The organism is Kribbella ginsengisoli (assembly GCF_039537185.1).
Classification (GTDB): Bacteria; Actinomycetota; Actinomycetes; order Propionibacteriales; family Kribbellaceae; genus Kribbella; species Kribbella koreensis.
Genome location: NZ_BAABAA010000001.1, coordinates 465295 through 486329, shown reverse-complemented (window position 1 = coordinate 486329; position 21035 = coordinate 465295). Strand labels below are relative to the sequence as shown.

The window sequence follows — 21035 nt, the reverse complement described above, 5'->3', positions numbered from 1 at the left end:
GGGCCGGCGCTGCAGCGTAGCGCCGGCCCCCGTGCAGGTCAGTCGGGTGGGAGTACCGAGACAGGTAGTCCGGCCAGACCGTGCAGCAGGGCGCTGCTCGTCCACCGCACGTCGTCGGCCGGTACTGCGAGCCGCAGGTGCGGGTAGCGGGCCAGCAGCCGCTCCAGCGCGATCTCGATCTGCATCTTGGCCATCGGGATGCCGATGCAGTAGTGCACGCCGTGCCCGAAGGAGAAGGTGCCCTGCGGGCAGCGGGTGACGTCGAGCCGGTCCGGGTCCTCGAACTTGGTCTCGTCCCGGTTCGCCGATCCCCAGGACAGAGCCAGGATCTGGTCCTTCGGGATCACCACGCCGCCGACCTCGATCTCGGCCTTGGTGAACCGGAAGGTGCCGACCGAGGCGGCCGGGTCGTACCGCATCAGCTCGTCGACCGCCGCCGGGATCAGCGACGGATCGTTGCGCAGCTTCTCCAGCTCCTCGGGGTGGGTGAGCAGGTTGAAGACGCCGTTGCCGATCGAGTGGACCGTGGTGACGTGGCCCGCGGTCACGACGATGAAGATCATCCCGACCATCTCGCTCTGGGTGAGCTGGTCGCCGTCGATGTCCATCTTGAGCATCTCGCTGATCATGTCGTCACCGGGACTCTCCCGGCGGGCGTCGATCAGCGAGTTCGCGTACTCGGTCATGTTCTTGGACGCGGACGCGACCTCTTCGGGGTCCTGACCGGCACCGGTCAGCGTGCCCGACCACTTGCGGAAGTTCTCCCGGTCCTCTTCCGGCATCGCGAACAGGTCGCAGATCGTGCCCAGCGGCAGCGGCCAGGCGAACTCGGCCAGCAGGTCGACCACCGGCGCTTCCTCGAGCTTGTCCAGCAGCCGCTCGACGGCGACCTCGACCTTCGGGCGCAACGCCTCCTGGCGGGCCGGCGTCACCGCCTTGATGGCGAGCTTGCGCAGCCGGGTGTGGTTCGGCGGGTCGCTGTTCAGGACGTGCGCGGCGAGTTCGTCGTCGAAGCCGGGCTCGGCCTCCTCGTCCTCGTCCCTGGTCGAGTGCATCGGCGAGCTCAGCGTGGAGTGCTTGGCATACATCTCGTTCAGCCGGCGGCCGTCCTTGCCGACCCGCGGATCCAGCGCCAGCATCTTGCAGTCGGCGTACCGCGTCACCAGCCAGACCTTCGCACCGTGCGGGAAGATCACCTCGTGCACCGGGCCCTCGCCGCGGAACCGGCGAAGATAGTGCGCTTGCCTCTGGACAAAATCCTCGCCCAGCTCTTCAATCGTTTGAGTTACCTCTTCTGGCATATCCGGGTTCCCCTCCTAGGTGGACGCGCGGGCTCCAGGCACCCCCGCTCCGCAACGCCTTCAGACTTGAAGAGGCGCGAGACCGGCCAGTTCTGATACACGCGGGCGCGGGCCGTTCGGCCCTGCCTGAACGGGCAGTCCGCCGGATCTGTATCAGCGGGGCCCCGCCGCGCCCTCAGTAACCAGAGCAGCGCCAGTCGCTGGGTGTGGGGGAACAGAAAGGTGAATCGCCGATGAGCGGTGAGGTAGCGGACGAGACGGGGACGAAGGCCCGACCGGGGGTGTTCGAGACCTGGCGGCAGACTCCACGCGAGGCCAAGGCGCTGCTGGCCGGTGTGTTCGTCAGCAAGCTCGCCTCGTTCTTGCAGATCTTCCTGGTCCTGTTCCTGACCCATCGCGGGTTCTCGGGCAGCCAGGCCGGCTGGGCGCTCGGTGTCTACGGCGCGGGCGCGGTGCTCGGCACCGCGATCGGCGGCTGGCTCAGCGACCGGCTCAGCCCGCGCTCGGCGACGGTGATCTCGATGATGGGATCCGCGGTGCTGATCGCCTCGCTGATCTACATCAAGTACTACCCGCTGATCCTGCTGGCCGTCCTGCTGGTCAGTGCGGTCGGTCAGTTCTACCGCCCGGCGGCGCAGTCGATGATCACGCAGCTGACCCCGCCGGACAAGCTGGTGATGGTCACCGCGATGTACATGCTGTGCGTGAACCTCGGTACGACGGTCGCGCCGCTGATCGGTGTCGCGCTGGCCGAGATCTCGTACAACCTGCTCTTCTGGGCCGAGGCGCTGGCCGTCCTCACCTTCGGCGTGATCGCGCTCGTCGCGCTGCCGAAACCGGATCGCAGCGCTGCCGCAGCAGCGGCCAAGGCGAAGGCGGAGGAAGCCGACCCGCCGATCCGCGGCCGCTACGTCGACGTCCTTCGCGACTACCGGTACTCGCTGTTCATGGTCGCGTTCTTCCTCCAGGCAGTCGTCTACGTCCAGTACACGGCGGCCCTGCCGCTCGCGATCAAGGCGGCCGGGCAGAGCATCTGGTGGTACGGCGCGCTGATCACGATGAACGCGATCATCTGCGCGACCTGCCAGATGATCGCGACCAAGTTCGTCCAGGGCTGGCCGATCCGGGTGGTGCAGCTGACGGGATTCACGCTGGTGGCGCTGGGCTATGCGATGTACGCGATCGACATGCTGCCGGTGTTCCTGATCCTGGGCACGCTGTTCTGGACGCTGTCGGAGATCGTCGGTGTGCCGACGATGTTCGCCTATCCGGGCATGATCGCGCCGCCGCATCTGCGCGGCCGGTACATCGGCGCGATGCAGACCATGTTCGGCCTCGGCGCGACCGTCGGCCCGGTGCTCGGTGTGCTGCTGTTCGAGCACATCGGCCAGCGGGTCTGGATCTGGATGACGCTGATCGAGGTGGTCGCCACGGTCATCGGCGCGATCGGCATCCGCCGCGCGACAGCCCCTGGAACCGACGACACTCCGACGCCCGACTCGGTGGTCGAGTCGCCGACCGGTGTCGCCGTCGACCCGGCGGACTGACCTACTTGGTGTCCTGTGGCCGTTCGGGGTCGACGACCTCGCCCTGAATGACCTCACCCTGTACGACGTCGTCGCGGGCCTCCCGCTGACGGTGCGCCCGGTCGGCGTCCTCAGCAGTGGGCGGCCGGAACGTACCGGGCATGAAGCCGGTGATCGGATTGCCGCCCAACTGGGCGGCAATCCGGCGACTCAGGAACGCGGCCAGCGCCTTGCGCGCCAGCGGCCGGGTGAACGGCAGCACGAAGAAGAACCCGAAGATGTCGGTGATGAAGCCCGGCGTCAGCAGCAGCGTGCCGCCGACCAGAACGAGCGCCGCGTCGGCGAGCTCGCGGGTGGGCATCCGCGCCGTCTCGGTGGCCTGCTGCAGCGCCTTCCACGCCCGCCGGCCCTCCCGCTTGATCAGCCAGGCACCGAGCGCGCTCTCGAACAGCAGCAGCGCGACCGTGGGCCAGCCACCGATGGCCTGGCCGACCTGGATGATCACGTAGATCTCCGCCACCGGAACGACCAGCAATGCGATTGCGACGAACCAGGGCATCCTCAACACCTTCTTACTGAACCTCTCGGCACTTAGACGGGAACAGTCTCACGGTCTGGGGTCGTGGTGGGCGGGTTGCCGGGGTCCTCGGTGCGTGGCTTGCGCCGGGCCAGCAACGCCAGTACTGCTCCAAGGATGCCCAGGCCGGTCAAGATCCACTGCGGCCAGCCGCCCAGCGTGGTGGCCAGCGTCTTCTGGTCGCGGACCGGAACCTTCGCCACGTACACGTCCGGGACGAACTGACCCGACTTGTGCTCGACCTTGCCGTCGGGGTTGATCACGCCCGAGATGCCGCTGGTCGAGGCGATCAGCACGGTCCGGCCGGTCTCGATCGCGCGCATCCGGGTGATCGCGAACTGCTGCTCCGGCTGCCCGGTGTCGCCGTAGGTCGCGTTGTTGGTCTGCACGATCAGGATCTGCGCGCCGCCCTTGGCCACGTCCGACACCACGTTGTCGTAGGCGAGCTCGAAGCAGATCAGGTCGCCGTACATGACGCCCTTGATCGGCATCAGCCCGGGACCGACGCCGGGGATGGTCTGCCGGCCGATCATCTCGAGCCGCTTGATGTAGGGCAGCAGCTGGTCGCGGAACGGGATGTACTCACCGAACGGCACCGGGTGGCGCTTCGCGTACCGCTGACCCGGTCCGGTCGCCGGGTCCCAGACGATGCCGGTGGTCTGGCGCTCGTTCGGGCCGGGGCCCTCGGTCACCGCGCCGACCAGGATCGGCACCTTGACCGCTTGCACGGCCGCCTCGATGTCCTGCTTGGTCTCGAAGTCCTTGTACGGATCGATGTCGGTCGAGTTCTCCGGCCAGATCACCAGGTCGGGCTTGACCTGCGAGCCGGCCTCCACCTGCTTCTCCAGGTCGAGGGTCGCGTTCATGTGGTTCTTGGTGACGGTCCTGGCCCGGCCGAGGAACTCCAGTCCCTTGCCCGGCACGTTGCCCTGGATCATCGCGGCGGTGACGGTCTTGCCGTTGCCCTCGGTCGAGAGCGTGACGAGCCCGCTGAGGCCGACGATGGCGATCCCGGCGACGAGGCTGACGGCGCGCAGGCTCAGGGCGCTGCGGCGACGGAGTACGGCGTACACGAGAACGCCCAGCAAGGCGATGACGAAGCTCAGGCCGGCGATCCCGACCAGGGAGGCGAGCCTGCCCAGTGGGGAGTCGGCGAAGGCCCAGGCCAGCCGGCCCCACGGGAAGCCGCCGAACGGGACGGAGCCGGTCGCATACTCGGTGGCGACCCACAGGCTCGGCACCCAGAGGATCCAGAGCTTGTGCTTCAGCGTCTGGCTCGCGAGCGCCCCGAAGACTCCGTAGAAGAGTCCTTCGAGGATGGCCAGCGCGATCGCGGCGTCGCCACCGATCACGGTCAGCCACGGCACCAGTACGGCGTAGTACGTGATGCCGAAGCCGGCGCCCACCAGGAAGCCGCCCTTCATCGAGACGCCGTTGAGCATCGCGAGCAGTAGCGGGACGGCGGCGATCGCCAGCCACGGATGATCGTGCGGCTGATAGGCCAGCCCGAGCAGCGCGCCCGCGCCGACCGCGACGGCCACCCTCGGCAAGATGCGCACCAATGCCCTCAGCCGCTCCACAACCACGCCCCTTCGCCTCACCATCCGGCTGCCACCGGTCGGACGACCGTACAACGTCCGGTGGGCGCAGATATATCCGGTCAGTAGCCGGGACAGGTACGCAGGCCGATCCGAGACCGTCGCGGGCCGGAATGGGGAGGAAAAGGAAAGAGGCTCGGCGCTCCTTCGGACCAACCGTCGACCCGCTGGATGCGAGCCACCCGGTTGTTGTCTACTGGGCGCCGAGCCTCTTCCACCTCTGCCCCGCGGGGGGCTAACCACCAGCGATCTCAGCCCCCGTCGACTCAAGCCTGGCACTGGCCTGGTCAGCGTCGCGGGATCATCCGGTGGCCGAACTTCTTTGAACCGTTGAAAAAACGGGTGGTGACGACTCCCAAAACGATGCTCGTTCGCCGCCGATGTGTCAACCTTTCCGGCGCTGACTTGAAGTCGTTGTAACACATTTGGCTGCCCTGACAGGACAAACGAGCAGCCGCCACCGATGTCACGTTACAGAGCCGTCTCAGCACTCCACGTGATCGTTACCCAGGGCAACTAATCGTCACGCGACCGGTACGACGACGGTCCCGGTTGCGCGTGTGATCACAAGCGGTTCGGCCAGTACTTCGGCCGCCGACTCCGACAGATCCGTGCGGCCACGGCACACCACGGTGGCGACGAACTCCAGCTCGCGGCTGCGGTTGCCGACCCGGGAGATCGTTGCCTTCACCTCCACAACGTCGCCGGCCCGCAACGGCTGCAGGAACTGCACGTCCGAGTAGGAAGCGAAAAGTCCTTCATCTCCGTCGGCCTGGATGCACACCTCGGTCGCGACGTCGCCGAACAGGCCGAGGACATAGGCGCCGTCCACCAGGTTGCCCGCATAGTGCGCATGGCTGTACGGCACGTAGCGACGGTGGACTGCGGTCAGGCCGATAGTTGCCTTGGTCATGCACTTCTCCGAACGGTTGCGTGCTTGCGACGGGTGACGAGCGCATCGACGAGATAGCTGGCGACCTCGCCAGGAGTGGTACCGCGGCCGAAGACCCGGTCGACGCCGAGCTCCGGCGCCATCGCCTCGGTGAAACGGGGGCCACCGGCAACCAATACGGGCCGGGCGTCCTCGGCGTACGCCTCGCGGAAGGCGGCCGACATCTCCTTGGTGTTGAGCACGTGCGCCTCCCGCTGGGTGACGACCTGCGAGACCAGGATCGCGTCGGCCTTCTCCGCCTTGGCGCGACGGACCAGCTCCGGTACGGCGACCTGGGCACCGAGGTTGACCACCTTCAGCTCCCGGTAGTACTCCAGGCCCTTCTCCCCCGCGAACCCCTTGATGTTCATGATCGCGTCGATGCCGACGGTGTGCGCGTCGGTGCCGATGCAGGCGCCCACGACGGTCAGCCGGCGGCGCAGGCCCTTGCGGATCGCCAGGTTCGCGTCCTTCGGCGTCAGCAGCGGGTAGTCGCGCTCGATCACCTCGACCTTGTCGGTGTCGACCAGATGGTTCACCGGCCCGTACACGACGAAGAAGGTGAAGTCCGGACCCATCGGCTTGGCGTGCACGACCAGCGCGGGATCCATCCCCATCTTGTTGGCGAGCTGGATCGCCGCGCCCTCGGCGCGCTTGTCGTGCGGGATCGGCAGCGTGAACGACATCTGCACCATCCCGTCCCCGGTGGTGTCTCCGTACGGCCGGATGATGCTCACTGTGCCTCCTCGAGGAGCTCGATCGCTGGGTTGTAGTACTCGCTCGACCGGCGGGCGACGCCGTCGAGGCCGCGGCCGGCGTCCTGCGGGCGCTTCATCAGGCCGAAGGTGCCGTCGCCGATCGCGTTCAGCAGCCCGTCGTCGACGATCCGTTCCAGCAGTTCGACCGACTCCCCCAGGACCTGGCGCGCGCGTTGAGCGATGAAGCCGTTCGGGGACGGGTGGAAGTCCTCGTGAAGGTTGCCTGCGGCACCCAAGACGTAGCGGACGTTCTGCAGGGCGAGGTCGCGGTCGGAGATCCACGGAGTGACGACGGCCTCGGTCATCATGCCGACCAGCAGGATGCCCTGGCCGGTCATCGCGCCGACCAGGTTGAAGAAGCCGTCCAGCAGGTAGCCGCGGAAGACGTCGCCGGTCATATGCCGGGTCGGCGGCATCCACTTCAGCGGCGCGTCCGGGAACAGTTGCCGGGCGAGCATCGCGTGTGCGAGCTCGAGGCGGAAGGAGTCCGGGATCTCGGGCGTGATCTCGAAGGCGTGGCCGAGCCCGAGCTGCCAGTCCTCGAGACCTGCCTCCTTGGCGAAGTACTCGTTCAGCAGCTGCGACACCGTCACGGTGTGCGCGGCGTCGACCGCGTCGGCGGTGGTCAGGTAGTTGTCCTCGCCGGTGTTGATGATGATCCCTGCGCGGGCGTGGATCTGGCGGCTGAACCGCTGGTCCACGAAGGTGCGGATCGGGTTGATGTCGCGGAAGAGGATGCCGTACATCGAGTCGTTCAGCATCATGTCCAGCCGCTGCAGACCGGCCAGCGTCGCGATCTCCGGCATGCACAGGCCGGACGCGTAGTTGGTCAGCCGGATGTAGCGTCCGAGCTCTCTCGACGACTCGTCCAGCGCCGCCCGCATCAGGCGGAAGTTCTCCTGCGTCGCATACGTACCGGCGAAGCCCTCGCGGGTCGCACCTTCAGGGACGTAGTCGAGCAGGGACTGTCCGGTCGAGCGGATGACCGCGATGATGTCCGCGCCGGCCCGGGCGGCCGCCTGTGCCTGCGGGATGTCCTCGTAGATGTCGCCGGTGGCGACGATCAGGTAGATCCAGGGCCGCTGCTCCGGGTCGCCGTGCTTCTTGATCAACCGGTCGCGCTCACGCCGCCGCCCGTCGACCAGCCTGAGCCCCGCGGCCGCTGCCTTCCGCGATGCGGCACGCGCTCGTACGGCGTCGCGTCCCTCGGGCAACCGGAAGGTCACCGACCCGGATGCAGCCTTCTGCGCCAGGACGGACAGGTCCTCCGCCTCGCCGCGGAGCAACGCGTCCCAGACCGGCAACGCGAGTCCATGCTCCAGGCCGACGTCGGCCCGGACAGTGTCGGCGAGCCGGTTCACCCACGGGATGCCCTCGGTGTCGGCTCCGGCCAGGCCGGCCAGGCGTAGTACGGCTCGCTCGACGGAGACCGTCGTGTGCTGCTTGGCGATGTTGACGATCGGCCGCCCGGCCTTGCGGGCCAGGCTCCGTGCTTTGCGCACGGTGACCGGGTCGAGGTCGAGCTTCTTCACTGCACGGGTCACGATGACCATCCTTCGGATTCATACACGACACGACCGCCTACTACGGTCCGCCGGCAGGTCGGTACGGGTGCCTCATCACTCAAGTCCGGCAGAACCGGTACGCCGGCGCGCGGGTCGGTCGACCACGCGGCAACCCGGTCGTCCGGGGTCTGCACGACCAGGTCGGCGTCGCTCTCCCAGACCGCATAGGTCGCTGCGGTTCCCGGTGCGAGTACGCCGGCGTCGTCGATGCCCGCCGCTCGCCAGCCACCTCGGGTGTGAGCGGCGAAGGCGGCTCGGACGGTGATTCGCTGGCCGGGCTCGTGGTGGAAGGCGGCTGCCCGCACCGCTTCCCAGGGGCCGACCTCGGTCACGGGCGAGTCGGATCCGAACGCCAGTACTACGCCCGAGCGGGCCAGCGAACCGAATGGGTTCATGCCCGACCAACGGTCGCCCACGCGTTCGGCGTACATGTCGCTCGGTCCGCCCCAGAGGCGATCGAACATCGGCTGGACGCTGGCGACGACTCCGCAGCGGGCGAGGGTGGCGATGGCCGCGTCGTCGACCATCTCGACGTGTTCGAGCCGGTGCCGTGCGGCCACGAGTGCCTGGACGCCGACCTTCTCGGCAGCCAACTCGAAGCCGCGCGCGATGTTGTCGAGCGCCAGGTCGCCGATGCAGTGGAAGCCTGCCTGGATGTTCTTCTCGGTGCAGGCGATCACGTGCTCGGCGATCTGCTCGGCGGTGAGATAGGCGTGGCCGCGATGATCGGCCAGGTCCTCGTACGGCGCACGCAGCGCGGCCGTGCGCGAGCCGAGGGCGCCGTCGGCGTTGAGGTCGCCCGCCAAACCGGCCAGGCCGTACGTGGTGACGTTGTCGAAGACGCCGGGCTCGCCCCAGTACAAGGTTGCCGAGAGCCCCAATTCGCCTGCGGCCTGGCGGACGAGCGGCAGCTCCCACAGAGGGCCGATGTGCGGGGCGGCCATCTCGTGGAAGGCGCCGACGCCGCGCTCGGCCATTGCCTTGACTGCTGCGCGCGAATCGGCGAGGCGTTGCTCGGGACCGACCAGCTCGCTCAAGGCGTCGCGGACGTCGTGATGGGCGTCGCGTTCCACCCGGCCGGTGGCGTCGTAGCCGGCCTGGTTCTTCAGGTTCGGAACCGCTGCGGCGAGGGAGGACGAGATGACGCCGGAGTGGCCGTCGACTCTCGAGAGGTAGACGCGCCGGCCGCCGGCGGCGCGGTCCAGTTCTTCGGAGGTCGGCGGGCGGTGCTCGGGCCACTTCGTCTCGTCCCAGCCGGAGCCGTCGATGACGGCGTCCGGTCCGAGGCCGGCGGCGAAGGTGGCGAGGCGGTCGAGGGCTGCGGCGAGGTTCGCCGTACCGGTGAGGTCGAGGCCGGTGAGCAGGGCGCCGGTCTGCGCGGTGTGGATGTGCGCGTCGACGAACGCGGGCGCGACGAGTTTGCCCTGCAGGTCGATGACCTCATCGGCGCCGTTCGCGTAGGAGGCGGCGCTGATGTCGTCGCCGAGCCAGGTGACGACACCGTCGTCGAAGGCGATCGCGGTGGCGTGGGGATCGGCGGGTGAGTAGACGGAACCGTTCGTCAGAAGTGTGCGCACGGGGTTAATCCTCCGCCAGCCTGCCCTCGAACAATTCACGGACACCCGGCTCGTCCCGCAACAGCGTCAGCGCGTACTCCGCGTGGCCGGGAACGTACCCGTTGCCGACCAGCATCGTCACGTCGGCCGCCAGTCCCTCAGCGCCGAGCGCGGCGGCGGAGAAGGAGGTCGCCATCGAGAAGAAGATGACGGTCCCACCGGCCTTCGTCGACAGCACGGCACCGTGCTCGCACCCCGGCACGTCGACACAGACGACGGTCACGTCAGCGGGACCGCCGGCTTGTTCGACAGCCTTCAAGAGAGCTACCGGGTCACGGGCATCAGCAAGGGCGACGGCATCGGCCAGGCCGGCCTTCTCGAGCTTGCCGGCCTCGGCCTGGAACGGGACGATGCCGATCGTCCGGGCGGCGCCGGCATCGCGGGCAGCGGCCAGCGAGAGCGAGCCCGACTTACCTGCGCCGCCAATTACTGACACGACAGGCTTTATGCCTTTGTCGACATATGAGCGCACCACGCGAGCGGTCAGCGCGGGTGCTCCACAGACGTCCATGACCGCCAGCGAGAGCTCCGGAACCAGGTCGTCCGGGAGCTTCGCGACGATCGACCGGGCGAAGAGAATCGCGTGCCCCTTGGCCGGCACCTGCTCGCTGCGACCGTCCCAGTCCGCCAGCCCGTCGGTGATCTGCAACGGGGTCAGCGTCAGCGACACGAGGGTGGCGACCCGGTCACCCTTGGCGACACCGAGCGGCGACTCCGGGCCGACCTCGTCGACGGTGCCGACGAGCATGCCGCCCGAGCCGGTGACCGGGTTCTGCATCTTGCCGCGCTCGGCGACGATCCGCAGTACGGACTGCTTGACCGCCTCACCGTCGCCGTCGTGCGCCTCGGCCAGCTGCCGGTACGACGCGGCGTCCAGGTTCAGCCGCTCGACCGAGATCCGCACCTCGTCCGGCCAGATCTCCGCCCGCGAATCGAGTCGCTGCGCAGCCTGCGGCAGCACGCCGAGCGGCTCCAGGACCCGGTGCAGACCGACCGGGGAGGCAGTAGTATCCGGCACGAGCGCTCCTTCAAGGGAAATCTTGCGGTGTTCTAATGGATCTACCATAAGTTCTATCGCTATCCTCACATGAGACCGACACCGTCGTTGAGCCCCCAGGAGGACTCGTGACCGATTTGATCAGCCCGGAGCTTGCTGTTGCCGAACAGAACGGGCAGCCGTACGCGTACCGTCGGGCCGACCTGATCGAGCCTGACTGGACCCGGATGCCGGGCTTCAAGGACACCACCGCCGAGGAGTGGCGCTCGGTGCAGTGGCAGCGCTCGCACTGCGTGAAGAACGTGAAGCAGTTGCGTGACGTGATGGGCGACCTGCTCGAGGAGCGCGCCTACGAAGACCTGAGCCGCGACCAGGCCGAGCGCGCGACGATGTCGATGCTGCTGCCGCCGCAGATGCTCAACACGATCGTTCCGGCCGGCGCTGCCGCCGGGCACGACTACACCGAGGCGTTCTACGCCGATCCGGTTCGCCGCTACATGCTGCCGATGTTCAGCGACCGCCGCGCTGACTGGCCGTCCCACCCGCACGCGACGAGGGACTCACTGCATGAGCACGAGATGTGGGCCACGGAGGGGTTGACCCACCGGTACCCGACCAAGGTCCTGGCGGAGATCCTGCCGACGTGCCCGCAGTACTGCGGCCACTGCACGCGGATGGACCTGGTCGGGAACTCGACCCCGGTGATCGAGAAGCTGAAGTTCACCATCAAGCCGCAGCAGCGGCTGGACGACATGCTCGACTACCTGCGCCGCTCCCCCGGCGTCCGCGACGTCGTGGTGTCGGGCGGCGACGTGGCGAACATGCCCTGGCCGCGGCTGGAGTCGTTCCTGACCAGCCTGCTGGAGATCGAGAACATCCGCGACATCCGGCTCGCCACCAAGGCGCTGATGGGGATGCCGCAGCACTGGTTGTCGGACGACGTCCGGGCCGGCGTCGAGCGGGTCGCCCAGCTGGGCCGCAAGCGCGGCGTGATGATCGCGATGCACACCCACGTGAACGCTGCCCAGTCGGTGACGCCGCTGGTGGCCGAGGCGACCAAGGCGATGTTCGAGGCCGGTCTGCGTGACGTCCGCAACCAGGGCGTGCTCATGCGCGGGGTCAACGACTCCGTGCCGCAGTTGCTCGACCTGTGCTTCGCACTCCTCGACGGCGCGACCATCACGCCGTACTACTTCTACATGTGCGACATGATCCCGTTCTCCGAGCACTGGCGGGTCTCCGTCAAGGATGCCCAGCACCTGCAGCACGGGATCCTCGGCTACCTGCCCGGCTTCGCGACTCCCCGCATCGTCTGCGACGTCCCGTACGTCGGTAAGCGCTGGGTGCACCAGTTGTCGGAGTACGACGAGGTCCGCGGCATCTCGTACTGGAAGAAGAACTACCGCACCGGGATCGAGCAGCAGGACCCGGAGGCGTTGAACCGCACCTACGAGTACTACGACCCGATCGACACGCTCCCGGTCGAGGGCCAGGACTGGTGGAAGCAGCACGCGGGCGACTCGCTCGCCCAGGCCGAGAAGCAGGCCGCCGCGTCCCGTGAGGCCGCCGAGGCCCAGAAGCTCCTCCAGATCAACTGACCCTCGGGTTTCCGCTGGTGCCGTTCCACAGGGGATGACGGCACCAGCGGAAGGGCACCCTCAGGGCAGCTTCACGGTGGCCGTACTGCCGTCCCGGTAGGTCACCTGCAGCAGTACGCCGACGTCGATGGCATGCTCCATGTCCTTGCCGGGCAACCACAGCACGAAACGGCCCCCAGCCACTGTCCCCTTCACCTTTCCGTGGGTCCGGCTGTTGTAGGAGACCCCGACGACGTCGCGTCCGGCGAGGCCGTCGATGAGCGACAACACTCTTCCGTCCAAGAAGCTGGTCCCGAAACTGTTGACCTGGAGTTCACGACGGCCGGGGTATTCCGTGACCGAACCGGAGGAACCCATGAACCACCGCGAACCAGGCTCGATCCGGTCATCGATGCAGAGGGCGTTCACCCCGCTACGACCGGTCAGTACCACCAGGGACCAAGGCCCGCGCCGCTCCGAGATCGCGACGGTCGCCGCCGACAGGGCGGCCTGCTCGTCCGCATCCATTCCGCCGTACCGGGCACCGCTCTCGACCATCTTGGTGCGGCAGGTCGCCGCAGCCCTCGCGGTGTCCTCCGCCGAGAGGGTGGTTGGGTCGGCAGTCCAGTTGGCGATCGCCTGATCGCCGCCAACCAGCGACGGCACGACGAAAGCGATCGCCGTCGTCGCAGCAACGACGCCGATGGCCGCGCCCAGCCGCCTGCGACTCCGCCACCCCTTCTTCCTTCCTTTACTTGTTTTCAGCGTGGGATCAGTGGCGAGGATGCGCTCGAGGTCGGTCAGCGCACGCGGGCAGTACAGGTCTACGTCTCCGGCGGCCGGGTCGAGGGTCTTCAGGACGGCCAGTTCGTCGATGCGGCTCATGAGGTCTGCCCTTCGGGGATCCCCGCGGCGGCGGGAGCTGTTCGCGGGAGGTGGCCGAGCTGAAGGCGCAAAGCACGCCGGGCGCGGCTGAGGCGTAGCCGGAAGGCCACCGGCGAGATGCCGAGGACCACTGCCGCTTGAGGCGCGGCCAGGTCCTCCAGGACGGACAGCGCGAGCGCCTCCTGGTGGACGGCCGAGAGCTGGTTCCAGGCGGTCTTGAGGTCGAGCTGGGCGGCTACGAGATCGGCATCGCCGCCTGGTGGTGCCACGGTCGTCTCGGCCAGTCGTACGGCGAGTGCTTGCTGACGTTCGGCGCCGCGGCGGGCGTTCAGCATCGTGTGCCGGACGATCCCGAACAGCCACGCGCGGGCGTCCAGCGTTCCGTCCGGTACGTCGTCCAGCCGGCGCCAGGCGACCAGGAACGCCTCCGCGACGATGTCGTCGGCGTGCGTGGGATGCGCCCGGCGCCGGGCGAAGCGGATCAGATCGGCGTACGCCGCGTGGTACAGCGCGGTGAAGCGAGCCTCGCGATCGGGACCGCGGGAAGGATTCGTCATGCCCCGTACCTGTCCGGCACGGTGTGGAGTGTGTCGCGCCTCCGCTCAATTATCGCCCGGGGGCGGGTCAGTTGTGGCTGATGATGACTCGGCCGAAGGGGGTGCCGGTGCGGTAGTACTGGAGGGCTTCGGGGAGGTCGTCGAAGGTGAAGACTCGGTCGATGAGTGGGCGCATCGCGGTGGACTCGACGGCGCGGTTGAGTTCGAGGTGTTGGCGGCGGCTGCCTACCGCCATCGGGCGGATGGTGGCGCCGGAGCGGAAGACTGTTGCTGCTGACAACGGTTCCGCGTTGGCGGCCTTGCCTTGGCTGGCGCCGACCAGGGTGACCTCGCCGCCTTGGGCGACTACCCTGACGGACTGGTCGAGGACGCCCGCGACGTCGATCACGTGGTCGACGCCGCGCTGGCCGGTGAGGGCCCGGACCTCTTCGGACCAGTTCGGGTTCTTGCTGTAGTCGACGACGGCGTTCGCACCGAGGGCCTTCAGGCGGTCGGTCTTCGCCGGGCTGGACGAGGTGGCGAAAACGTCTGCGCCGGCCAGCTTCGCGAGCTGGATGGCGAGGAGGCTGACGGCGCCGGTGCCGAGGGTCAGTACGGTCTCCCCTGCTCGAAGGCCCTGGCCGCCCGTCAACGCGTTCCAGGCGGTCAGGCCGATCAGCGGGAGGGCGGCGGCTTCGTCGTACGAGAGGTGCTCGGGGATCGGGACGACGCCGGATTCGGGCAGTACGGCGTACTCGGTGAAGACGCCGTCGAGGGATGAGCCGAGCTGGGCGGCGTACTCGAACTGGAACGGGCCGTCGATCCACCGCGGGAAGACGGAGGCCGCGACGCGTGCGCCGACCTTGACGCGGCGGACCGCATCGCCGAGCGCGACGACCTCGCCGACACCTTCGCAGCCGGCGACGACGCCGGGCGTGATCGGCAGCGGGTAGTCGTTTTCGAGGACCTTCAGTTCACGCAGGCTGAGCGCGCCGGCCCGCATCCGGACCAGCACCTCGCCGGGGCCGGGCTCGGGTATGGGCCGCTGCCTGGTCTCGAGTTCGCCGATCCCCTGGCCCGCGGTCACGTGGTAGCTCTTCATCGTCTCGGTCATGCCCGCAATCCTTCGGCGTGGCGATCTGCGCGGCAATTCCCGGCAGGGAATGGGGCGGAGGCGCTAGTGTCGTCGGACAGGGGAATTGGGGGTGGGTTCGATGGGTTGGTACAGCGTTCGCTGCATCTTCCAGCTGAACGGCATACCGGCGGGGACGGGGCCGGACGAGGGGCCGTACGAGGAGCGGATCACGCTCTGGCGCGCGGACGACTTCGACGCGGCGATCGCACTGGCCGAGAACGAGGCCCTCGACTACATCGAGGACACCGACTGGGCCTACCTCGGCCTGGCCCAGTGCTTCTACCTGGGCGACGACGTCACCCAGATCCTGCAAGGCACCGAGGTCTACTCCCTGATCCGCAGCAGCCCACTCGCCCCCGAGCCCTACCTCGACACCTTCTTCGACACCGGCACCGAACACCAGCGAGAGGCGGACTAGCCCCTTGGGTGGTTAGCCTCTCGGCGTGACCGATCTTCTTGCCGCCACCAGGGCGTCCTACGACGCTGTCGCCGAGAACTACGCGGAGTTCATCGCGGGCAAGCTCGAAGGGCTGCCGATGATGCGGGCGGTGCTCGGGGCGTTCGCGGAGCTGGTCGATGGGCCGGTGGCGGAGATCGGGTGCGGGCCGGGCCACATCACGAGCTATCTGGCGTCGCTCGGGGTGGACATCAGCGGGATCGATCTGTCGCCGCGGATGGTGGAGATCGCGCGTACGGCGTACCCGGCGCTGCAATTCGAGGTGGGGTCGATGACGTCGCTCGAGCTGGGTGACGGCTCGTTGCGGGGGTTGATCGCGTGGTATTCGATCCATCATCTGCCGCCTGCAGAGCTGCCTGGCGTCTTCGCCGGATTCCACCGGATCCTGTCGCCCGGCGGCCGGTTGCTCATCGGGAGCCACGCGGGCGTGGAGGAACACCGCAAGCCGACCGAGGGCTATGGCGGCATACCGGTCTCGTACGAGTCGTTCATCCAGCCGGTGGACCGGATCGTCGAAATGGTCCGGGCGGCCGGGTTCACGATCACCGCGGAGCTGGTCGAGCCTGGGGACAAGCCGGGCCGCAAGTACCTGTCGCTGTTCGCGCAGAAGGACTAGAGCGCGGGTGGGCGGCGCTCGTACGGCGTGCTGAGCACGATCGTCGTCGTGGTGGACACGTTCGCCCGGGCCCGGATGACGGCCAGCAACTGCTCCAGCGCGTACGGCGTCGCGACCCGGACGATCAGGATGTAGCTGGAGTCGCCGGCCACCGAGTAGCAGGACTCGATCTCCGGAACCTCCCGCAGCCGCTCCGGCGAGTCGTCCGGCTGGGATGGGTCGATCGGCCGGATCGAGATCAGCGCGGTCAACGGCAGATCGAGCGCGGTGTGGTCGATGGTTGCCGCATACCCCAAGATGATGCCGCGCTGCTCCAGCCGCTTGACCCGCTGATGCACCGCCGACGTCGACAACCCGGTCGCCTTCCCCAGGTCGGTGAAGCTCATCCGCCCATCAGAAGCGAGCAACGCGACAATCTTGCGATCCAGGTCCTCCATGCGCAGACCTTACTCTGAGAAACCGTTCCCCAGCAGCAGGCGCCCAGCGCCGGCCCGGAGCGGGCCCGGGATGTGAAAGCATCGGCGGCATGGCTGAGAGGTTGATGTTGCTGGATACGGCGTCCCTGTACTTCCGTGCGTTCTTCGGGGTGCCGGACACGATGAAGGCCGCGGACGGTACGCCGACCAACGCGATCCGCGGGCTGCTCGACTTCATCGCGCGGCTGGTGGACAACCATCGGCCGACGCATCTCGTCGCGTGCTGGGACGACAGCTGGCGGCCGTCGTGGCGGGTCGCGCTGATTCCGTCGTACAAGGCGCAGCGGGTCGAGTTCGTCGCCACGGGCGGGGTGCAGGTCGAGGACGTGCCGGACCGGCTCGAGGTGCAGGTGCCGTACATCCGCGCCTGTCTCGACGCGCTCGGCATCGCCATCGTCGGCGCGCCCGACCATGAGGCCGACGACGTGATCGGGACGCTCTCGCACCAGGCGACGATGCCGGTCGACGTCGTCACCGGCGACCGCGACCTGTTCCAGCTGATCGACGACTCGCGCGGGATCCGGATCATCTACACCGCTGCGAAGGGGGTCGGCCGGGCGGACGTGTACGACGAGAAGGCGCTGCTCGCGAAGTACGAGATCCCCGCCAACCGGTACGCCGACTACGCGACCCTCCGTGGGGACGCGTCGGACGGGCTGCCCGGCGTGAAGGGGGTCGGCGAGAAGACAGCCGCGTCGCTGGTCACGGCGTACGGGGATCTCGCCGCGATCCGGCTGGCCGCGGCCGACCCGAGTACGCCGATGGCGCCGGGCGTCAAGCGCAAGATCCTCGACGCGAGCGACTACCTCGACGTCGCGCCGAAGGTCGTCGCGGTCGCCAAGGACGCACCGGTGGGCATCTTCGACGCGACGATGCCGACGCAGGTGCACGACCCGGAGAAGTGGCTCGACCTGGTCGAACTGCTCGAGCTCGGCGGCAGCGCCCAGCGCGTGATGTCCGCCCTTAACCTCGGGCCGAAGGCATGAGTCGCACGGTCGAGCTCGCCGGGAAGTACGGCGAGAGCATCATCGACTTGCGTCGTGCTCTGCACCAGGTACCGGAGTACGACCTCGATCTCCCCAAGACCCAGGGCCTGATCCTGCAGGCGATCGAGGGTCTCGACCTGGAGATCACACTGGGCAAGGAGCTGTCCTCGGTCACCGCCGTACTGCGAGGTGGCGCCGGCCCCGGCCCAGTCGTGCTGCTGCGTGGCGACATGGACGCGCTGCCCGTGACGGAGCGGGTGGACGTGCCGTTCAAGTCGACGCACGTCGGGTTGATGCACGCCTGCGGCCACGACCTGCACGTGGCCGGTCTGGTGGGCGCGGTCAAGATCCTGCACGAGCTGCGCTCCGAGTTGGCCGGCGATGTCGTCTTCATGTTCCAGCCGGGTGAGGAGACCACGGGTGGGGCACCGATCATGATCCGCGAGGGCCTGCTGGAGGCGGCCGGGCGGCGCGTCGATTCGGCGTACTGCCTGCATGTCCAGTCGGCAGGCGACCCGCTCGGCGTGTGGAACAGCAAGGCGGGCCCGTTGATGGCGGCCGCTGACCAACTGAGCGTGCGTGTGGTCGGCGCCGGTGCGCACGGCTCGGAGCCTTATCGCGGCAAGGACCCGATCCCGGTGCTGTGCGAGATCGTCGGCGCGCTGCAGACGATGGTGACCCGGCAGTTCGACGTGTTCGACCCGATCGTGCTGACGGTCGGCAAGATCGCCGGCGGCACCAAGGAGAACATCATTCCCGACGACGCCTTCTTCGACGCGACCATTCGCAGCTTCTCGGTCGAGGCGCAGGCGAAGGTCCAGGAGTCGAGCGTCCGGCTGGTCGAGCACATCGCCGCCGCACACGGCCTCACCGTCGAGGCCAACTACCGCGTCGGCTACCCGGTGACCGTCAACGACGCCGCCGAGTACACCTTCGCCCGCCAGGCAATCGTCGACCTCTTCGGCCCCGACCGCTTCCGCGAACGCGCCCACGCCGAGTGCGGCGCCGAAGACATGTCCTACGTCCTCAACGAGGTCCCCGGCGCCTACGTCAACCTCAGCGCCTGCGCCGCCCCCGACCCCGAAACGGCAGCCGACAACCACTCCCCCTTGGCCGACTTCGACGACTCCGTCCTCCCCGACGCCGCCGCCCTCCTGGCCGAACTGGCAGTACGCCGCCTAGCCCGGGGCGTGTAATGCGGCGTCGAGCCAGTTCATGAATGCCGGGTAGTCGACGCTGGTTGACATGGTGATCTCGGTACCCGGCTCGCTTCGGGTCATCCGGCCGATCTCGTCGAGGGTGACTCGTTCGCGGGCGAAGCGGATACCTGGCCAGAGCATCGCGGCTGCGAGCGTCAGGCCGTCGTGCTGCATCGATCCCGGGTACCGCTCCATCCAGCGATCGGAATGCGCTCGCAGGATCCGCGCCCACAGTGGTGCGTCGAGGTCCGTCCAGCGCTGGTAGATCGTGGCCTTCGGGGTGATCTCGATCGCCGGATTGAACGTCACGTCGGACACGACAAATGTCGGCTGCCAAGGCTCGAGGACCGGCAGCATCCGAACCACCGCGTCCACGTCGACCCGGAAGTTGTGCTCGGCCCGCGATGGATCCCGGTAGACGATCGCCCCACCCATCTGCGTCACCACCAGCCGAGCAACCAGCTCCGGCCGCTCCGCCTGCAGCGTCGCCAGGTTCGACAACGGCCCCATTCCGACCCATCGAATCGGCCCCGCCGTGGCGTCACAGACCTCAGCCACCGCTGCGACCACCGAGCCGTCCTGCTTGGGCACATCCGGCGGAAACAGCCCATCCACGAAGTACAACCGGCTGTTCCCCAGATCCGATCCGGCGACCACCTTCACATCCGCCCGCCCCACCACATCGAGCAGATGCCTGACAAACCGAGCCCGCTCTCCACCGAACTCGTCACTGGTGATCACCAGCTTCAACTCCGGCACCCTCCGGGCCGCGGCCACCAACGCCACCGCGTCATCCGGATCGCCGCCGGCATCGGTATCGATGATCATCGGCGCGCGTGAGATGGCTGCCGGCCCTACCGCGGGCGGAGGCCCGCCCTCGATCAGCGCGTCGGCGACCTCACCGAACTCCTCAAAGCTCTCGCCCAGCCCCGCGAGCGCCATCCACTCGCCGCCCGGATCCCGGTCGCTCCGGCTGCCGCCCATCCATACCTCCGCGTGGTTGTGCTGAGCTGAGAACATTCTGTACGAAGACCCGCTTGTCATCGTCGCTGCCACAGCGGTCGTAGGCGGCCCAGATCGCGGCGCCATCGGTGGCCGGCGCCCGCACACTGTCCAGCGTCCGCTGCAGCAGCTCGGCATGCTGCTTGTCGCCGCGACGGACGAACGAGTCGAGAAACTCCTTCAGCCGCGGATCGGTCTCGCCGCCGCTGATCCATGCCCTGATCTCGGCACGGTACCGGAGCGCGTCGTGCTCCAGGCGAGGGCGGTACTCCCGGCCCGCGTCCCGAGCCGAGGCAGCATCCTGCGCACGGCCGGCGACCGCCAGGAGGTTCACCACCTTCACGCCCTCCCGCACCCGCAATCCCTGAAGCCGCGCAGAGATGCGTCCTCGACTCAAGCCCGTGAGTAGCTCGGGAGCGTTGCGTTGCCCCGTCTGCGCGGGCCCTCCTGCGCCGATCCGCACCGGACTGGTCATCGGGCCGTCGAACTGCTCCTCGATGCTGTTGATCGCAAGCTGATGCGCGAAAGTTTTCGACTCGTCCGCCGGTAACACGTAGAACGGTTTACCCTGTCGCGTCTGCGCCGCGCTCAGATGCACCTCGTAGCCCTTCTTGCTGCCCGGATGCGGATCATGCGGCGACTCCCCCAGAAACGCGTACCTGCCGTTGAAAGTCGTCTCCGGATACGTTGCCGAGAGCAACTCTTGCACGGTGCCCTTGAAACTGGTGTCGAACACGGTGACCCGGCTGTCCGGCCGGCCCACCGGAATCCGATGCCGCTGCAGGTAGTCGCTCAGCACTCGCAAGCCACCGACCGTGTCCGCCGGATCGACCCGGGAGGCGACCCGCCGAAAGCCCTGGACCTGCGGAAACTCCCGCCCGAGGTGATGCTCGAGATCCTGCAGCGCGTTCTCCACCAACGCGCGCGACAGGACGATGTTCGAGCAGTGTCGCCGGAAGAAGCGTCCGTCGAGGCGTGCCATGGCGATCGCGAGACTGTGCCCGTCTCGCCCAAGAGCGACAACCCGGTCGGTACGCCGGGAGCCGATGTCTGACCGTAGATCGGCCAGCATGTCGTCGGCGACCCTGACGATCAGGGCCGCCGGAAGATCGTACGCAACGTTGTAGGCGTCACGCAGGGTTTGGATGTCGCCGTCATCGATGATGCCCAGCTTCGCGGCGACGCGGCGGGCTGCCAGGTCGCCGCGGTCGGAGGTGGATTCCCCGGGTTCCATCGCCATGCCTCAAGTACCTCATGGATGGCGACACCGCGTCGGGAGTTATCCACAGGGCCGACC

Annotated in this window: 20 protein-coding genes; 6 read left to right on the top strand and 14 right to left on the bottom strand. The window is 68.1% G+C overall.

The features are described 5' to 3' along the window. Nucleotides 1–38: 38 nt before the first annotated feature. Nucleotides 39–1205, bottom strand: coding sequence for a cytochrome P450 family protein (locus ABD768_RS02085; protein WP_343971922.1), 1167 nt, complete (start codon nt 1203–1205; stop codon nt 39–41). 329 nt (nt 1206–1534) lie between these two features. Between ABD768_RS02085 and ABD768_RS02080 the strand changes: the two genes are divergently transcribed. Further along, the gene (locus tag ABD768_RS02080; protein WP_343971925.1) at nt 1535–2848 is read left to right on the top strand and encodes an MFS transporter; all 1314 of its coding nucleotides are present in this window, start codon (nt 1535–1537) and stop codon (nt 2846–2848) included. Between the two features lies 1 nt (nt 2849). Here ABD768_RS02080 and ABD768_RS02075 read toward each other — a convergent pair whose 3' ends face one another. From ABD768_RS02075 to kdd, 7 genes are all read right to left on the bottom strand, one after another. Further along, nucleotides 2850–3386, bottom strand: a complete 537-nt coding sequence (locus tag ABD768_RS02075; RefSeq protein ID WP_343971928.1) for an FxsA family protein — start codon at nt 3384–3386, stop codon at nt 2850–2852. Between the two features lie 32 nt (nt 3387–3418). Next, on the bottom strand, nt 3419–4984 hold the full coding sequence (gene lnt, locus ABD768_RS02070; protein WP_343971931.1) for an apolipoprotein N-acyltransferase: 1566 nt from the start codon (nt 4982–4984) through the stop codon (nt 3419–3421). Between the two features lie 541 nt (nt 4985–5525). Further along, nucleotides 5526–5915 carry a 3-aminobutyryl-CoA ammonia lyase gene (gene kal / locus ABD768_RS02065; RefSeq protein ID WP_344836650.1) on the bottom strand — a complete coding sequence of 130 codons (390 nt, stop codon included), beginning with the start codon at nt 5913–5915 and terminating at the stop codon, nt 5526–5528. Beyond that, nucleotides 5912–6670 (bottom strand): lysine 5,6-aminomutase subunit beta, encoded by a 759-nt coding sequence (kamE, locus tag ABD768_RS02060; protein WP_343971937.1) that lies wholly within the window; start codon nt 6668–6670, stop codon nt 5912–5914. The genes kal and kamE overlap by 4 nt, the downstream gene beginning before the upstream one ends. Next, nucleotides 6667–8244 (bottom strand): lysine 5,6-aminomutase subunit alpha, encoded by a 1578-nt coding sequence (gene kamD / locus ABD768_RS02055; protein ID WP_344836647.1) that lies wholly within the window; start codon nt 8242–8244, stop codon nt 6667–6669. Before kamD ends, kamE begins: the two co-directional genes overlap by 4 nt. Further along, the gene (locus ABD768_RS02050) at nt 8232–9833 is read right to left on the bottom strand and encodes an amidohydrolase (RefSeq protein ID WP_344836646.1); all 1602 of its coding nucleotides are present in this window, start codon (nt 9831–9833) and stop codon (nt 8232–8234) included. The genes kamD and ABD768_RS02050 overlap by 13 nt, the downstream gene beginning before the upstream one ends. Nucleotides 9834–9837: 4 nt before the next feature. Next, entirely contained in the window at nt 9838–10890 is a 1053-nt protein-coding gene (gene kdd, locus ABD768_RS02045; protein ID WP_344836643.1) for an L-erythro-3,5-diaminohexanoate dehydrogenase, read from the bottom strand. 107 nt (nt 10891–10997) lie between these two features. Between kdd and ABD768_RS02040 the strand changes: the two genes are divergently transcribed. Then, nucleotides 10998–12467 carry a KamA family radical SAM protein gene (locus ABD768_RS02040; RefSeq protein ID WP_343971949.1) on the top strand — a complete coding sequence of 490 codons (1470 nt, stop codon included), beginning with the start codon at nt 10998–11000 and terminating at the stop codon, nt 12465–12467. Nucleotides 12468–12527: 60 nt separating this feature from the next. Here ABD768_RS02040 and ABD768_RS02035 read toward each other — a convergent pair whose 3' ends face one another. From ABD768_RS02035 to ABD768_RS02025, 3 genes are all read right to left on the bottom strand, one after another. Next, nucleotides 12528–13331 (bottom strand): hypothetical protein, encoded by an 804-nt coding sequence (locus ABD768_RS02035; protein WP_343971952.1) that lies wholly within the window; start codon nt 13329–13331, stop codon nt 12528–12530. Then, nucleotides 13328–13888: an RNA polymerase sigma factor gene (locus ABD768_RS02030; RefSeq protein WP_344836641.1), complete on the bottom strand. Its 561-nt coding sequence runs from the start codon at nt 13886–13888 to the stop codon at nt 13328–13330. The genes ABD768_RS02035 and ABD768_RS02030 overlap by 4 nt, the downstream gene beginning before the upstream one ends. A gap of 67 nt (nt 13889–13955) precedes the next feature. Further along, the gene (locus ABD768_RS02025) at nt 13956–14981 is read right to left on the bottom strand and encodes a zinc-dependent alcohol dehydrogenase family protein (protein WP_344836639.1); all 1026 of its coding nucleotides are present in this window, start codon (nt 14979–14981) and stop codon (nt 13956–13958) included. 100 nt (nt 14982–15081) lie between these two features. Between ABD768_RS02025 and ABD768_RS02020 the strand changes: the two genes are divergently transcribed. Both ABD768_RS02020 and ABD768_RS02015 read left to right on the top strand, forming a co-directional pair. After that, complete coding sequence (locus tag ABD768_RS02020; RefSeq protein ID WP_343971958.1) at nt 15082–15420, top strand: hypothetical protein; 339 nt, start codon at nt 15082–15084, stop codon at nt 15418–15420. A gap of 25 nt (nt 15421–15445) precedes the next feature. Next, a complete protein-coding gene (locus tag ABD768_RS02015; RefSeq protein ID WP_344836636.1) occupies nt 15446–16075 on the top strand; it encodes a class I SAM-dependent DNA methyltransferase in 630 nt (209 codons plus the stop codon). Here the strand turns inward: ABD768_RS02015 and ABD768_RS02010 are convergent. After that, complete coding sequence (locus ABD768_RS02010; protein ID WP_343971963.1) at nt 16072–16512, bottom strand: Lrp/AsnC family transcriptional regulator; 441 nt, start codon at nt 16510–16512, stop codon at nt 16072–16074. The genes ABD768_RS02015 and ABD768_RS02010 overlap by 4 nt on opposite strands. Nucleotides 16513–16616: 104 nt before the next feature. Between ABD768_RS02010 and ABD768_RS02005 the strand changes: the two genes are divergently transcribed. Continuing rightward, nucleotides 16617–17537, top strand: a complete 921-nt coding sequence (locus ABD768_RS02005) for a 5'-3' exonuclease (RefSeq protein WP_344838646.1) — start codon at nt 16617–16619, stop codon at nt 17535–17537. Beyond that, the gene (locus ABD768_RS02000) at nt 17534–18733 is read left to right on the top strand and encodes a M20 metallopeptidase family protein (RefSeq protein WP_344836633.1); all 1200 of its coding nucleotides are present in this window, start codon (nt 17534–17536) and stop codon (nt 18731–18733) included. Before ABD768_RS02005 ends, ABD768_RS02000 begins: the two co-directional genes overlap by 4 nt. Here the strand turns inward: ABD768_RS02000 and ABD768_RS01995 are convergent. After that, the gene (locus ABD768_RS01995; protein WP_344836630.1) at nt 18716–19720 is read right to left on the bottom strand and encodes a nucleoside hydrolase; all 1005 of its coding nucleotides are present in this window, start codon (nt 19718–19720) and stop codon (nt 18716–18718) included. The genes ABD768_RS02000 and ABD768_RS01995 overlap by 18 nt on opposite strands. Continuing rightward, nucleotides 19647–20978, bottom strand: coding sequence for a hypothetical protein (locus tag ABD768_RS01990; protein WP_344836629.1), 1332 nt, complete (start codon nt 20976–20978; stop codon nt 19647–19649). Before ABD768_RS01990 ends, ABD768_RS01995 begins: the two co-directional genes overlap by 74 nt. Nucleotides 20979–21035: the final 57 nt, after the last annotated feature.